This is a genomic window from Paractinoplanes toevensis (assembly GCF_018332695.1).
GTDB lineage: Bacteria > Actinomycetota > Actinomycetes > Mycobacteriales > Micromonosporaceae > Actinoplanes > Actinoplanes toevensis.
This window is the reverse complement of record NZ_BOQN01000019.1, coordinates 71,572-85,706: the sequence shown is the minus strand read 5'-3', so window position 1 is coordinate 85,706 and position 14,135 is coordinate 71,572. Positions and strand designations below refer to the sequence as shown.

Annotated in this window: 12 protein-coding genes; 7 read left to right on the top strand and 5 right to left on the bottom strand. The window is 72.4% G+C overall.

From position 1 onward, the window contains the following. Positions 1–13 precede the first annotated feature (13 nt). Entirely contained in the window at positions 14–766 is a 753-nt protein-coding gene (locus Ato02nite_RS07990) for an SDR family NAD(P)-dependent oxidoreductase (protein ID WP_213005758.1), read from the bottom strand. A gap of 277 nt (positions 767–1,043) precedes the next feature. Here Ato02nite_RS07990 and Ato02nite_RS07985 point away from each other — a divergent pair, with 277 nt between their 5' ends. Beyond that, positions 1,044–2,582, top strand: a complete 1,539-nt coding sequence (locus Ato02nite_RS07985) for a M4 family metallopeptidase (RefSeq protein WP_213005757.1) — start codon at positions 1,044–1,046, stop codon at positions 2,580–2,582. A gap of 74 nt (positions 2,583–2,656) precedes the next feature. Then, on the top strand, positions 2,657–3,451 hold the full coding sequence (locus tag Ato02nite_RS07980) for a nuclear transport factor 2 family protein (protein WP_213005756.1): 795 nt from the start codon (positions 2,657–2,659) through the stop codon (positions 3,449–3,451). On the opposite strand, the gene Ato02nite_RS52450 is transcribed toward Ato02nite_RS07980, so the two are convergent. From Ato02nite_RS52450 to Ato02nite_RS07965, 3 genes are read right to left on the bottom strand one after another with little or no spacing between them, the layout of a single operon-like run. After that, positions 3,436–6,228 carry an AAA family ATPase gene (locus Ato02nite_RS52450; protein ID WP_213005755.1) on the bottom strand — a complete coding sequence of 931 codons (2,793 nt, stop codon included), beginning with the start codon at positions 6,226–6,228 and terminating at the stop codon, positions 3,436–3,438. The genes Ato02nite_RS07980 and Ato02nite_RS52450 overlap by 16 nt on opposite strands. Before the next feature lie 57 nt (positions 6,229–6,285). After that, on the bottom strand, positions 6,286–7,008 hold the full coding sequence (locus tag Ato02nite_RS07970) for an SDR family oxidoreductase (protein ID WP_213005754.1): 723 nt from the start codon (positions 7,006–7,008) through the stop codon (positions 6,286–6,288). Next, positions 7,005–8,342, bottom strand: coding sequence for a dihydrolipoyl dehydrogenase family protein (locus Ato02nite_RS07965; RefSeq protein WP_213005753.1), 1,338 nt, complete (start codon positions 8,340–8,342; stop codon positions 7,005–7,007). The genes Ato02nite_RS07970 and Ato02nite_RS07965 overlap by 4 nt, the downstream gene beginning before the upstream one ends. 215 nt (positions 8,343–8,557) lie before the next feature. Between Ato02nite_RS07965 and Ato02nite_RS07960 the strand changes: the two genes are divergently transcribed. Both Ato02nite_RS07960 and Ato02nite_RS07955 read left to right on the top strand, forming a co-directional pair. Further along, a complete protein-coding gene (locus Ato02nite_RS07960; protein WP_213005752.1) occupies positions 8,558–9,274 on the top strand; it encodes a GAF and ANTAR domain-containing protein in 717 nt (238 codons plus the stop codon). Positions 9,275–9,306: 32 nt separating this feature from the next. Next, positions 9,307–10,389: an ATP-binding protein gene (locus tag Ato02nite_RS07955; protein ID WP_213005750.1), complete on the top strand. Its 1,083-nt coding sequence runs from the start codon at positions 9,307–9,309 to the stop codon at positions 10,387–10,389. Positions 10,390–10,393: 4 nt separating this feature from the next. Here the strand turns inward: Ato02nite_RS07955 and Ato02nite_RS07950 are convergent, their stop codons facing one another. Next, entirely contained in the window at positions 10,394–11,407 is a 1,014-nt protein-coding gene (locus Ato02nite_RS07950) for a fatty acid desaturase family protein (RefSeq protein ID WP_213005749.1), read from the bottom strand. A 92-nt stretch (positions 11,408–11,499) separates the two neighbouring features. Between Ato02nite_RS07950 and Ato02nite_RS07945 the strand changes: the two genes are divergently transcribed. From Ato02nite_RS07945 to Ato02nite_RS52445, 3 genes are read left to right on the top strand one after another with little or no spacing between them, the layout of a single operon-like run. Continuing rightward, the gene (locus tag Ato02nite_RS07945) at positions 11,500–12,765 is read left to right on the top strand and encodes a sensor histidine kinase (protein ID WP_213005748.1); all 1,266 of its coding nucleotides are present in this window, start codon (positions 11,500–11,502) and stop codon (positions 12,763–12,765) included. Further along, positions 12,738–13,373: a LuxR C-terminal-related transcriptional regulator gene (locus tag Ato02nite_RS07940; RefSeq protein ID WP_213005747.1), complete on the top strand. Its 636-nt coding sequence runs from the start codon at positions 12,738–12,740 to the stop codon at positions 13,371–13,373. The genes Ato02nite_RS07945 and Ato02nite_RS07940 overlap by 28 nt, the downstream gene beginning before the upstream one ends. A 47-nt stretch (positions 13,374–13,420) precedes the next feature. Next, positions 13,421–14,104, top strand: a complete 684-nt coding sequence (locus Ato02nite_RS52445) for a DivIVA domain-containing protein (protein WP_281419705.1) — start codon at positions 13,421–13,423, stop codon at positions 14,102–14,104. Positions 14,105–14,135 lie beyond the last annotated feature (31 nt).

Below are 14,135 nucleotides of genomic sequence, written 5' to 3'. Positions count from 1 at the left end.
TTCGCCCTTCGGTTCAGTAGTAGATGAAGCCGGGGATGCCGCCGCCCGCGACGATGCCGTCGCCGGTGATCGCGACGCTGCGCGGTGAGGCCAGGAAGGCCACCACCCAGGCGACCTCCTCCGGCTCGACGACCCGGCCGATGACGTTGTCGACCTTCTGATCTCCCCGCAGCTCCTGATAGCGCTCGGTGCGCGTGGGCCCGGGGTGCACGACGGTGACGTTGATGCCGTGCGGGCCGAGCTCGTCGGCGATGTTCTTGGTGAGGGCGGTGACGCTCGCGTTGCGGACCGAGCCGATGACCGAGACGGTCTGCCGCGAGCCGGTCCCGCTGATGTTGATGATCCGGCCCCAGCCGTTCTCGATGAGCAGCGGCGCGACCGCGCGAATCGTGCGCAGGTAGCCGATGACCTTGACGTTGAGCTGGCGCCGGAACCACTCGTCGGTGGCGTCGGTGTAGCTCGGGCCGTGCTGGGCGGGCTGCTCGGCGGCGTTGTTGACGAGGATGTCCACGCCGCCGAAGGCCCTGTTCACCGTGTCGACCAGAGCCCTGACCGACTCGTCGTCGCCGGTGTCGGCGGTGACCGGCAGGACATCGGCTCCGATCTCGTCCTTGATCCGTGCGGCCGCCTCGGACAGCACCTCGGTGCGCCGCGAGGTGATCGCGACCTGGGCGCCCTGACGCGCGAGTTCGAGGGCGACGGCGTAGCCGATCCCGGTGCCGCCGCCGGTGACGATGGCGCGCTTTCCGTCGAGTTCGTGAGCCATGTGGACATCCGTTCCGTAGCCGTGGGCAACACCTATCTTGCCTATAGGAATTGCAGGTGTCCACGGTGCCGGCGTTGACAACGGTTTCCGCCCTGTTACGTCACGCCGGTGCGATGACCCGAACGGCATGACCGCGATATCGGTCATTTCAAATGGCACAGGAAAATCACAGACAAGGGTTTTCCCTGTTACATCGATCGATGGCAGTCGATAGCGTCTCGCCTGTGCCACCGGACGCGGCGACGTTCGCCGCGCCGGATCCGAGAAGGAGTACGCGATGTTCCGAACCCACTTGGCCATCGCCGTCGGGACCGCGACCGCGGTTGCCGCGGCGCTGACCGCCGGGCCGGCCAGCGCTCAGCCGTCGGCGCAATCCGCCGTCGAGCCGCTGGCCGCTGCCGCCGCCGGAGCCGACGCCCTGGTCGCCTCGAAGCCCTCCTACCTGCACGCGAGCAGCCTGGACACGTTCCAGCGGCAGGCGGCGATCTCGTCGGCCGGGCAGGTCTACACGCCGTTCACCCGGGCGTACAAGGGCTTGCAGGTCGTCGGTGGCGACCTGGTCGTGGCCACCGACGCGAGCGGCAAGGTCACCTACACGTCGGTGGCCCAGACCAGCGCGATCGGCGACCTCGCCGTCACCCCGAAGATCACCGACAGGGCCGCTCTCGCCGTCGCCTCGAAGCAGCTGACCACGGTCACGTCGGTCGAGGGCACCAGGCTCGTCGTGGTCGCGGCCGAGGGCAAGGCCGCCCGGCTGGCCTGGCAGTCCACGATCAACGGCACCGGCGCCGAGGGCGTCAGCCGGCTCACGGTGAACGTGGACGCGCTCACCGGTGCCGTGCTCGGCACCCAGGAACACGTCATGAACGCGACCGGCACCGGCAACGGCTGGGTTTACGGCAACGTCACGCTGAACACCACCCAGTCCGGCTCGACCTACCTGCTGCAGGACCCGTCGCACACGACCATCCGGGCGCAGAACGCCTCCGGCAACGCGACCTTCTCCGGGACCGACAACGTGTGGGGCAACGGCGTGGGCACCAACCGGGAGACCGGTGGCGTCGACGCTCTCTACGTGGCGGAGAAGCAGTTCGCGATGCTGTCGTCGTGGCTCGGCCGCAACGGCCAGAACGGCTCCGGCGGGGCCTGGCCGATCCGGATCGGCCTGAACCAGCAGAACGCGTACTACGACGGCACCCAGGTGCAGATCGGCAAGAACACCGCCGGCAACTGGATCGCCTCGGCCGACGTGGTCGGCCACGAACTCGGCCACGGCATCGACGACAGGACGCCCGGCGGCATCTCCGCCCGCGGCACCCAGGAGTTCGTCGCCGACACGTTCGGCGCGGCCACCGAGTGGTACATCAACAGCCCTAACGACGCCCCCGACTACCTCGTGGGTGAAGAGGTCAACCTGGTCGGCTCCGGCCCGATCCGCAACATGTACAACCCGTCGGCCCTGGGCCACTCGAACTGCTACTCGTCGAGCACCCCGAACGCCGAGGTGCACGCGGCGGCCGGTCCGGGTAACCACTGGTTCTACCTGCTGGCGCAGGGCACCAGCGGCAACGGCCAGCCGGCCAGCTCCACCTGCAACAGCAGCACGGTGACCGGTCTCGGCATCCAGAACGCCATCAAGATCCTGTACAACGCGATGCTGCTGAAGACCTCAGCCTCGTCCTACCTGAAGTACCGGGTGTGGACCCTGCAGGCCGCGAAGACCCTCTTCCCCGGCAGCTGCACCCAGTTCAACACCGTCAAGGCCGCGTGGGCCGCGGTCAGCGTGCCCGCCCAGTCCGGCGAGCCGACCTGCTGATCTCCGTATCCCAGCCGTCGCACCAGGGACTCTCCCTGGTGCGACGGCCCCGTTCCGGGCGCGAAGGTCGACGCATGCCATGGTTCCCCGACTTCGCCGCAGCAGCCGAGATGATGCGGCAGGAGACCCGCGCGTCGGGCCGTGCCGATCCGGTCGGCCGCTACCTCGCCGCGCTCACCGAGGGGGACACCCACCCGCTCGAGGACGTGTGGCCCGGCGAGGTGGTCATCTTCGACCCCAAAGCCGGCGAGGTCCGCGGGCATCACGAGCTGCGCGCGTTCGTCCGGCTCAGCCGCGACCTGCTGGCCGGGCGGCACACCCGCACGTCGACCGCGTCCTCCACGGTGGCCGGCGGCCGGGCCGTGGTCGAGCTGGTCGCCCACCTCGACGACGACGTGATCTGGCCGGTGGCGGTGGTCGCCGAGTCCCCCGACGAGCGCACCGTGGTGTTCCGCTCCTACTTCAGCCGGCACCCCCTCGACGGCCGTCACCATCTGCGCCCGCCGATCCTGCCGGGCGCACCGATCCACCCCGCCGACGTCGTCGGCCGCTTCCAGGCCGCCCTGGCCGCCGGCGACCCGGCCACCGCGGCCGGCACCTTCGCCCCCGGCGGCTACCTGCGTGAACCCACCGGCGGCACGCACCAGGGCGCCGATCTGGAGGCCTACCTGGCTCGCGGCATCGGCCTCGAACCCTGCGCGGTGACCGACGACGGGGTGCGGTGCGCGGTGGAGTACAACTGCCTGCGCTGGGGCCACGACCTGCGCCCGCAGGCCGGCCTGGCCGTCCACGAGCGCGACGGCAACGGCCGGCTGGCCGCGGTCCGCGTCTACGATGACATCGAGCGACCCGCTCAGGCCGGCCTCTGAGCCTGCCGTCGGGAGAGTGCCCGGCGCAGCTCGCGACGGGTGCCGACGCCGACCTTGGCGAAGACCTTGCGCAGGTGCCACTCGACCGTGCGGGGGCTGATGAACAGGGTCGCGGCGATCTCCGGGTTGGTCAGGCCCTGCACGGCCAGGCCGGCGATCTGCTCCTCCTGGGCGGTCAGGTCACCCTCGGCGGCGACGGTCCTTTTGCGTACGGTCTCGCCGGTGGCCAGCAATTCGCGGCGCGCCCGATCGGCGAACGCCGCCACCCCCATCAAGGCCAGTTCCTCGTACGCCTCCCGCAGTTGAACCCGCGCGTCGGCCCGCCGCCCCACCCGGCGCAACCACTCGCCGTACAGCAGCTTCGCCCGGGCCCGCTCGACGCGGATCCTGGTCCTCCCGAGCCGTTCGATCGCCTCCCGGTAGAGGTCCTCGGCGGCCCGGTCATTGCGCAGCAACGCCCGCCGGCCCGCCTCGACCCCGAGCGCCAGCTCGGTGCCGGCCGCCCTGGTCATCGCCGACAACTGCTCGAACGCCCGCCCCGCCGCCTTCTGGTTTCCGCTGCGGACCCCGGCCTCGACGAGTTCGGCGAGCGCCCACTTCGGCGCGCCGAGTTCGAGCGGCGCGGCCACCGCGTCGCTCGCCGCACTCGCCGCCTCCTCGTAGCGGCCCAGCCCGTTGCACAGCACCGCCCGTGCGGCGTGGATCGCGGCAACACCGGCGCCGCGGGCCTTGGCGTCGTCCAGGGCCTCGGCGATCAGCCGCTCGGCCGGTTGTTCGTCCCCGCGAACCGCGGCCAGCCACGCGGCGGGCAGCAGCACCTCGGCCCGTCCGCGGCCCTCGGTCCCGCGGCCGGCCGCGTCATCGGTCCGGACGTCGGGGTGCTCACCGGCGGCCGGCCCGGTCAGCCACCGGACCTGCGCGACCAGCGTCGCGGCGCCGGGGAGATCTCCGCTGTGGATCTGGAAGACGGCCCGGCCGGCGAGGGCGGCCGGCAGCAGGCCGAAGGCTCCCGCCCGGCGGATCGCGTCGAGGCAGCGCCGGCTCAGCACGTCCCAGTGCTCGTCGTCCCACAGGTCGGCGGCCACTGCCGCCGCCACCCCGGAGCTGCGGAACGCCTCCCGCATGGTCAGAGCGTCCCCGCCGAGAGCCCGAACCGCACGGTGCAACAGCGGCACCGCCGCCGGGTACCCGTCGGCGCCGAGCACGGCCAGGCCGTCCAGCAGCAGATCGGTCGGCCGCGGATAGCGGTCCGGTCCGGGCACCTCCCGCACGATCCGCGCCACCTGGTGCGCTGGGTCGGGGAGAGCCGACGCCTGATGTCCGGCGAGGAGGGCGGCGGACAGGGCGTCCAGATAGGCCTCCCGGGCCGGCATGGGGTCGATCAGGTCGAGCTGTCGCGCCGCGGTCAGCAGCAGCGGGAGCGTGTCACCGCCGCCCGACCGGTAGGCGACGCGGGCGCGCACCAGCCCGGCCCGGGCCCGGCCGGCCTCGTCGAGCGGCCCCGATTCGGCCAGCGCGAGCAGCGACAACGCCTCCGCGAACGCGCCCGCCCCGGCCTTGGCGCGGGCGGCGTCCAGGGATCGCCGGGCCCGGCGCGCCGGATCGGGAGTCAGCGCCGCGGCCGTGGCCAGGAAGGACGCCGAGGCGGCCATCCCGCCGCGGAGCAGTGCCCGCCCGGCGGATCGCTCGAGGTCGCCGGCGATGGTCTCGTCCGGCCCGGCGGCCGCGTGGGCGCGGTGCCAGGCGCGCCGGTCCGGATCGGCGCCCGGGTCGGTCGCGTCGGCGAGGGCCCGGTGGGCGGCCCGCCGCTCGCCGAGCGCCGCCGTGCGGTAGACGGCCGCCCGCAGCAGCGGATCCCGGAACCGGACCCGGTCGCCCAGCTCGATCAGCCCGGCCTCCTCGGCCGAGGCCGCCGCGCCGGTGCCGAGGCCGAGCCGGCGGGCCGCGCGCCAGAGCAGCGGAACGTCACCCGTCGGGTCGGCCGCCGCGACCAGCAACAGCGGCCGGGTCTGCGGCAGGCGGGTCGCCGGCAAAGTTGCCTGGATCGGGGCGGCCGGGCCGGGGTCGCCGCCGTAGGCCAGCTCGGTCGGGGTCAGCGTGCGGGGGACATCGAGGATCGCCCGGGGGTTGCCGCGGGCCTCGGCCAGGATGCGGTCGCGGACGCGTGGGTCGAGCGGGCCGGTCAGGGCGGCCGCCAGCAGATCGGCGCCGTCGCCGTCGCTCAGGCCGGGGACGAGCAGCTCCGGGAGCCCGGGGAACGTGGTGCGGGTGGCGAGGAGCAGGCCGAGCGGCTCGGTGGTGAGCCGGCGGGCGACGAAGCGCAACGTCTCGGCCGACACCCGATCGAGCTGGTGGACGTCCTCCACCAGGAGGATCAGGGGCCGCTCCCGGGCCACCTCGCCGAGCAGGGTGAGCACGGCCAGGCCGACCAGGAACGGGTCGGGCGCGTTTCCGGGGGCCAGCCCGAACGTCGAGCCGAGGGCGTCCCGCTGCGGGCCCGGCAGCCGGTCGAGCCGATCCAGGTAGGGCCCGCACAGCTGATGCAGGCCGGCGAAGGCCAGCTCCCGCTCGGCCTCGCTGCCGGTGGCGCGGCCGATCCGGCAGCCCGCGGCCTGTTCGGCCAGGAACCCCAGCAGGGCCGACTTGCCGATGCCGGCCTCGCCGCGCAGCACCAGAGCCTGGCCACGGCCGCCCTTCGCGGCCGTGAGCAACCGGCTCAGGGCATCGCGTTCGCGTTGTCGGCCCCGGAGACCGGGCCATGCTTCGGTAAAGGACATGCGCCCACCCCCGCGCTGGCCAGTCTGGCACCGGGCGAAGTGGAGGGGCAACGTGGTTCACTTCACGAACTGCTGGCCCCCGTCGATGTCGTAGGTGGCGCCGGTGAGCGCGGTGTTCACCATCAGGTGCACAGCCAGGGCGGCGACGTCGGCCGGGCCGACGACGCGGCCGATCGGCAGGGTGGTCCGCAGTTGTTCGCGGCGCTGGTCGAGGGCGTCGCCGAGCAGTTCGGCCGAGAGCGGCGTGTCGACGAAGCCGGCCGCGATCAGATTGACCCGGATCGGGGCGATCTCCAGGGCCAGGTTGGCGACGAGGGCGGGCAGCGCCGCGGTCATCGCGCCGGTGACGGCCAGGCCCGGCGCGGGGCGGCGTCCGCCCGTACCGCCCATGAAGAGCAGGGTGCCGCCGGGCCGGACCCGGCCGACGGCCGCGCGGGCCAGCCGCAGCGGGAGCGCGACGTGGTCGCCGAGATGGCGGGCCGCCGCGTTGATGTCCATGTCGGCCAGCCGGCCGTAGTAGGGGCGGCCCGCGGTGACCAGGATGTGGTCGATCGGGCCCGGCAGGCCGGTGAGGAAGGCGTCGAGGCGGTCCGGGTCGTTGGCGTCGAACGCGGCGATGCTGGTGGCGTCCACGTCGGCGGCGGCCCGGTCGAGTCGATCCTTGTCGCGGCCGGTCAGCACGACCTCGGCACCGGAGTTGCGGGCGAGCCGGGCGGTTTCCAGGCCGATGCCGGCGCTTCCGCCGATCACCACCACGGTCTGGCCGTCGAGACCGGTCATGACGTCCTCCCAACGAGGTCACGCAGTGCCTGGAAGATCGACTCGGAGAAGGTGGGGAACGGTTGGATCACGTCGATCAGGACGGACAGCGGGATCCGGGCGCGGACGGCGAGGGTCACCTGCTGCAGCCACTCGCCGGCCTCTGGGCCGAGCGCGTAGCCGCCGGTCAGCCGCTCGCCGTCGGAGACCAGGGTCAGGAAGCCCGGCCGGGTGTCGTAGGCCCGGGTGTAGGTCGAGGTGCGCGGCACGCCGGCCAGCGGAATGGTCGCGGTGTACGGGCCGTCGGCCGCACCGACCGCGGCGGCCTGCGGATCGCAGAAGATGACCCGCGGGGTCGCCTCGTAGTGCGCCTCGCGGGGTCGGCCGAGGATGTTGTCGGCCACCACCCGGCCCTGGTATTCGCCCACATGGGTGAGCTGCCACAGGCCGGTGACGTCGCCGATGGCCCAGACGTTCTCGGCGGCCGACAGCCGGGTGTCGACCTTGATGCCCCGCGGGTTCGCCTCGATACCGACGGTCTCCAGCCCGATGTCGGCGACCCGGGGGTTGCGGCCGGTGGCGACGAGGAGGCGGTCACCGCGAACGGTCGTGCCGTCGGCCAGCTCCAGCCCGTACCCGTCGCTGTTGACCGAAGCCGCAACCGGCCCGGCGCCGAACCTCAGTTCGATGCCGTCGGCCCGCAGGGCCTCGGCTACGCCCTCGGAGAGGGCGGGCGCCTCGCGGGGGAGGAGGCGATCCCCACGCTGGACGATGGTGACCCGGGCGCCGAGGCGGGTGAGGGCCTGGGCCATCTCGACGCCGATCGGGCCGCCGCCCAGCACGACCAGCCGTTCCGGCACCTCCTTGAGGCCGGTGACCTCGCGGTCGGTCCAGATGCCGGCCAGGTCGCGCAGGCCGGGGACGGGTGGGACGGCCGCGTCGGCGCCGGTGGCGACCACGACGTGCTCGGCGGTGTGGTCGACGCCGTCCACGTTGACTGTGTGCGGCCCGGCGAGCCGGCCGTGGCCGCGGATCACCTCGATGCCCGCGCCGTTCGCCCACTTCACCGCGCCGGAGTCGTCGTAGCTCGACACCTCGAAGTCGCGCCAGGCGAGCACCTGGGCCACGTCGATCTCGCCGGTGACGGCCTCGCGCGCGCCCGGCACCTGGCGGGCCGCGGAGATCGCCTCGCCCGGCCGCAGCAGGGTCTTGGAGGGGATGCAGCCCCAGTAGGAGCACTCGCCGCCCAGCAGGTAGCGCTCCACGATGGCGACCCGCAGCCCACCCGCGGCGATGGCCGCGGCACAGTGCTCGCCGGGCGCGCCGCCGCCCAGCACGATCACGTCGAAGTTCATGTGTCGAGCCTCGCGCTTCGCGGGTCGCTTCGCCCCAGGGAGACACCCTGGCCATTCCCGCGCGTACGGTAATTCCTGCTGACACTGTTTCGGTGGGACGCCGGTGTTTCCGATGCCGGGTCCGAGTTCGCTGCGGTGCCACGACGGCAGGGTGGGGGCTCCCTTCATGGCCGGCACCGAGGCGTCCAGGACGTGGCAGGTCGCAAGGCTCGCAGGTGGCCGTCGTGGTTAACGGCGCGCACCGCGACCGGGTGGTCCGGCTGGTCGCGGCGTTCGGGCCGGACGTCGCCCGATTGTGTGACGCCTGCGTGGCCGTGCTGCCCGGCGTGGACGGGGCCGGGTTGACGGTGATGACGGCACAGCCCGGACAGCACGTTCGCTACACCAGCGACCCGATCAGCGCCCAGATCGAGGAACTGCAGCTCACCCTGGGTGAGGGGCCCTGCCAGGACGCCCACACCACCGGGCAGCCGATCCTCGCCGCCGATCTCGGCGACGTGCGATGGCAGCGACACTGGCCGGTGTTCTCCGGGGAGGCCCTCAAGGCGGGCGCGGGCGCGGTGTTCGCTCTGCCTCTGCACGTCGGGGTGGTCCGGCTGGGCGTCATCGATCTGTACCGCACCGACCCCGGTGTGCTCGCCGGTGACGAGCTGTCCGAGGCCCTGGCATTCGCCGACGCGGCCATCGAGCTGATGCTGGCCGAGCAGTTGCCCGGCGCAGTTCCGGGCGGCGACCAGCCGTTCGCCCACCGTGCGGTGGTGCACCAGGCCACCGGCATGGTCAGCGCCCAGCTGGGGATACCCATGGCGCAGGTGTTCCTGCGCCTGCGCGCCCGGGCCTACGCCGACGAGATCGGCCTGGACGAGCTCGCCCGTGAGGTGGTGGAGCGGCGGCTGCGGTTCACCGCCGCGGACACCGACGGCGAAAGTTGATCAGCGGCTATGACGATGACAGGGAGGCGGCAGTGAGCACATCACGGGAGCGGGCTGTCGCGGACGCGTTCGCCGAGTTCTCGGACACCCTGGTGGTCGACTTCGACGTGGTGGAATTCCTGCACACTCTCGCGGTGCGGTGTGTCGAGCTGACCGGGGTGCAGGCGGCCGGCGTGATGCTCGCCGACCAGCGCGGCGGACTGCGGGTGATGGCGTCCTCCTCGGAGCAGGCGCACCTGCTGGAGTTGTTCGAGCTGGAAGCCGACGAAGGACCGTGCGTCGACTGCTACACCGCCGGCCGGCCGACCACCGACCCCTCCGCCCGGGCCCGCGTGGAGGGGTTCCGGGCGGTGCACGCCGTGCCGGTGCGGCTGCGTGACGAGGTGGTCGGGGTGCTCAGCCTGTTCACCACCGTCCCCGGTGCCCTGCCCGAGGCTGACGCACGCACCGCGCGAGCGGTGGCCGACGTGACCGGGCTGGCGCTGGTGCAGCACCGGGCCGTGGACTACCGGCAGCTGCTGGCCGAGCAGCTGCATCACAGCCTGACCAGCCGGGTGGTGGTGGAGCAGGCCAAGGGTGTCCTGGCCGAACTGCTCGGCCTGGACATGGCGGCCGCCTTCACCGAGCTGCGCCGCTTCGCCCGGAGCACCGGGCGGCGGTTGAGTGACGTCGCGGCCGACATCGGCGGCGGCGACTTCCCGCCGGATCCGCCCGAGCCGCCCGCGGGGCGCAGCCGGGTGCTGCTGATCCGCACGATCAGCCAGGCCGGTCTGTCGAAGCTGCGGGCCGAGATCCAGACCGCGGTCACCCGGCACGGCCTGACCTCATCCCAGGTGGCGGCCTTCACGCTGGCGGTGCACGAGGCCATGGCCAACGCCATCGAACACGGCGACGGTGCCCGGCAGCTCATCCTGTGGCGGTACGCCGGCAGCCTCTACGCCGAGGTCGGCGACCACGGCCGTGGCATGCCGGGCGGCTACCGGATTCCCACCGAGGCGCCCGACACCCGGCCCGACATTCCGCGCGGACTGTGGCTGATCAACCGGATCTGTGCCGGCGTGGACATCGAGAGCAGTCCCGCCGGCACTCACCTGACGATGCGTTACCCGCTGTAGGGGGTCAGCGTGCGTCCCGCAGCGGCGCCCCGACCTCGTGCAGGTGGCGAAGCGCCTGCCGGTACGACTCGATCAGCCCGGTCTGCTCGTAGGGCACCCCGATCTCGGCGCAGTACGCCTGCACGACCGGCTGCGCCTTGCGCAGGTTCGGGCTCGGCATGCCGGTGAACAGGTGGTGCTCGATCTGGTAGTTGAGGCCGCCGAGCGCGATGTCGACGAACCGGCCGCCCTTCACGTTCCGCGACGTCAGCACCTGCTTGCGCAGGAAGTCCTCATCGCCGGTCGGGTGCGGCATGCCCTTGTGGTTCGGCGCGAACGTCATGCCCAGGTAGACGCCGAACAGCGCCTGGTGCACCACGATGAAGGCCAGCGCCTGCAGCGGCGAGAGCACGATGAACAACGTGCTCAGGTAGACGACCGCGTGCAGGATCAGCAGCGCGGCCTCCAGGCCCGGGCGCTTGACCGTGCCGGCCCGGATCGCCTTGACGCTGGACACCTTCAGGTCGATGCCGAGCAGGGTGAGCAGCGGGAAGAACAGTCCGGCCTGGTGCCGGGTGATGAAGCCCTTCAGCCCGCGCCGCCCCCACGCCGACTCGGTCGCCCAGATCAGCACCTCGGGCGCCACGTCCGGGTCGAGGTCGTCGTGGTTCGGGTTGTTGTGGTGGCGGGTGTGCTTGTCCATCCACCAGCCGTAACTCATACCGATACCGACATTGCCGGCGACGCGTCCGAAGATCTCGCTCGGGCGTTTCGTCCGGAACACCTGACGGTGGGCGAGGTCATGGGCGACCAGCGCCAGCTGGGCGAACGCCACCGCGAGGAAGGCGGCCACGGCGAGCGTCCACCAGGACGAGCCGACCACGAAGAAGGCGGCCCAGCCGCCGACGACAAGCAAAGCAACAAGCGTCAGCCGTACGAGGTAATAGGCCGGCCGTCGCCTCATCAGGCCCAGCGCGTTGATCCGCCGGTTCAGCTCAGCGAAGTCGCTGCCGGTTTGTCGAACTGTGGTTGCCGTCATTCGACCATTCTTCGCCGGCCGGAGCCGCAGGTCAGGAGTGCAGGACCCCAGCGGTTTGGGGTGTCAGCACCCTTGTGCCGGATGATGGGGGTATGAGGATCCGAGCCTGGCTCCGCACCGGCGTGCGCGCGATGGTCGACGGCCTCTTCGCGACCGGCCTCGCGTTGCTGAACGTGCCGGTGCTCATGCTGTGGCTGGCCGGGCTGGTGCTCAGCCCGATGCCGCTGCTCGGCACCGACCTGCTCGCCGTGGCCACCACCGTCGTCCGCTGGCGGGCCAACCTCGAGCGGCGCCTCGGCGCCCGGGCCGGCATCCCGATCCGCCGCCCGTACCTCCCGCCGCCGGACCGGGCCGAGCAGGGCACCCGCACCTGGTTCCGGTGGATCATCACCGACCCGGCGACCTGGCGCGACATGGCCTGGCTGCTGCCCGGCGCGCTGGTCAGCATCGGTCTCGGCCTGATCATCATCGCGATCACGGTGTACGGCCTGGTCGGGGTCGGGCTCCTGCCCCTGTGGCTGCACCTGGGCGACATCTGGTTCGGGTACGGCCTGTACTGGCCCACCTCCGACTACGGCGAGGCGTGGCTGTCCCTCCCGCAGGGCCTGGTGATCCTGGTGGCCGGGCTGACCGTGGCGCCGCTGCTGCGCACCACCGACGTCCTGTTCGCCCGCCTGTTCCTGGCCCCGACCAACGCCGCCGAGCTGCGACTACGCGTCGCCCACCTGACCACCACCCGGGCCGACGCGATCGACGCCCAGGCCGCCGAGCTGCGGCGGATAGAGCGAGACCTGCACGACGGCGCCCAGGCCCGGATGGTGGCGGTGGGAATGACCATCGGGCTGGCCGAGCGGCTGGTCCGCCGCGACCCGGCCGCCGCCCTCAAACTGCTCGCCGAGGCCCGCGCCACCAGCACCGCCGCCCTCGTCGACCTGCGGCACCTGGTCCGCGGCATCCACCCGCCGGTGCTGGCCGAACGTGGCCTGGAAGGCGCCGTCCAGGCCCTCGCGCTGAGCCTGCCGGTGCCCACCGAGGTGATCTCGCACCTGCCCGGCCGGCTCGACACCCCGGTCGAGTCGGCGGTCTACTTCGCGGTCGCCGAAGCCTTCGCCAACGTCGTGCGGCACAGCCACGCCCGGTCCGCCTGGGTGACCATCGGGCACACCGGCGGGGTGCTGCGGGTCGCGGTCGGCGACGACGGCGTGGGCTGCGCCGACCCGGACCGCGGCACCGGACTGCATGGGCTGGAGCGCCGGCTGAACGCGTTCGATGGGACGATGGCGGTCTCGTCACCGCCGGGCGGCCCGACCATCGTGACCATGGAGGTGCCGTGCGCGTTGTCATCGCCGAAGATCTGACGCTGCTGCGCGACGGGCTGACCCGCCTGCTCGAGGCGTTCGACTTCGAGGTCGTCGAGGCCGTCGACAACGGCCCCGACCTGCTCCCGGCGCTGCTCGGTCACCGTCCGGACGTCGCCATCATCGACGTACGGCTACCGCCGACCCAGACCGACGAGGGGCTGAAGGCGGCCATCGCGGCCCGCACCGAGATGCCCGGGTTCCCGGTTCTCGTGCTCTCCCAGCACGTCGAGCCGCTGTACGCGCGGGAGCTGCTGTCCGACCGCGACGGCGGCGTCGGTTACCTGCTCAAGGAGCGGGTCTCCGACGTCGAACAGTTCGTCCAGGCGGTGCACCGGGTGGCCGCCGGCGGCACCGCCTTCGACCCGGAGGTGGTCGCGCAACTGCTGGCCCGCCGCGAACCGCTCGCCGTGCTCACCCCGCGCGAACATGATGTTCTCAAACACATCGCCGAGGGGCGCTCCAACGCGGCCATCGCGTCCCGGCTGTTCATCACCGAGAAGGTGGTCAGCAAGTACATCAACAACATCTTCGCGAAACTGGGCATGCCGCCGTCGGACGACGACAACCGACGGGTTCTGGCCGTGCTCAAGTTCCTCGACGCTTGATCGCGCGTACAGTTGCCTTGCTCCACCCGCCCCGACCGAGGAGCACCGTGCCGCTGACACCAGCCGAGATCCACAACATCGAGTTCGCCAAGGCCTCCCTCGGGAAGCGCGGCTACGACGAGGAGCAGGTCGACGCCCTCCTCGACGAGGTCAGCACCGAGATGATCCGGCTGCTGGAGGAGAACGACCGGCTTCAGCGCCACCTCCCATCGGTCTCGGCGCCGCCCGAGGTCGACAATTCGGCGGCGACCGCCGAGTTCTCCGCGCTGAACGCCGAGCTCGACCGGGCCCGCCGGGCCTGCGCCCAGGCCGAGTCGAACGCCCGCCGCATGCACGGCCTGCTCGACGAGGCCCGCCGGGCCGCCGCGGCGCGCCCCGCCCCCGCGCACCCCGCCGACAACTCCGAGGCGATGCTCTCGATGGCGCAGCGGACCGCCGACGATCACCTGCGGCACGCCCACGAGGAGTCGAACGCGCTGATCACCGAGGCGCGGGAACGCTCCGAACGCACCACCGACGAGGCCCGGAAACTGGCCGGCGACATCGAGCAGAACGCCCGCCGGCACCACCAGGAGGCGGCCGCCGAGCTGGGCACCAAGCGGGCCGGCCTGCTCCGCGAGATCGACGAGATGACCGAGTTCATCGAGAACTACCGGCACGCCCTGCGCGACCACGTCACCCGGCAGGGTCAGCTGCTCGACGGCACAGCGGTCGAACAGGTTCGGGTGTAGCGTTTAGCCCACGGCGCCGCCCATGATCGGA

Bases quoted from the DNA above. Each gene is read 5' to 3' on its own strand.
- Ato02nite_RS07980 (WP_213005756.1), top strand. From the start codon at position 2,657: ATGCCATGGTTCCCCGACTTCGCCGCAGCAGCCGAGATGATGCGGCAG.
- Ato02nite_RS07950 (WP_213005749.1), bottom strand. From the start codon at position 11,407: ATGACGGCAACCACAGTTCGACAAACCGGCAGCGACTTCGCTGAGCTG.
- Ato02nite_RS07970 (WP_213005754.1), bottom strand. From the start codon at position 7,008: ATGACCGGTCTCGACGGCCAGACCGTGGTGGTGATCGGCGGAAGCGCC.
- Ato02nite_RS07945 (WP_213005748.1), top strand. From the start codon at position 11,500: ATGAGGATCCGAGCCTGGCTCCGCACCGGCGTGCGCGCGATGGTCGAC.
- Ato02nite_RS52450 (WP_213005755.1), bottom strand. From the start codon at position 6,228: ATGTCCTTTACCGAAGCATGGCCCGGTCTCCGGGGCCGACAACGCGAA.
- Ato02nite_RS07990 (WP_213005758.1), bottom strand. From the start codon at position 766: ATGGCTCACGAACTCGACGGAAAGCGCGCCATCGTCACCGGCGGCGGC.
- Ato02nite_RS07965 (WP_213005753.1), bottom strand. From the start codon at position 8,342: ATGAACTTCGACGTGATCGTGCTGGGCGGCGGCGCGCCCGGCGAGCAC.
- Ato02nite_RS07985 (WP_213005757.1), top strand. From the start codon at position 1,044: ATGTTCCGAACCCACTTGGCCATCGCCGTCGGGACCGCGACCGCGGTT.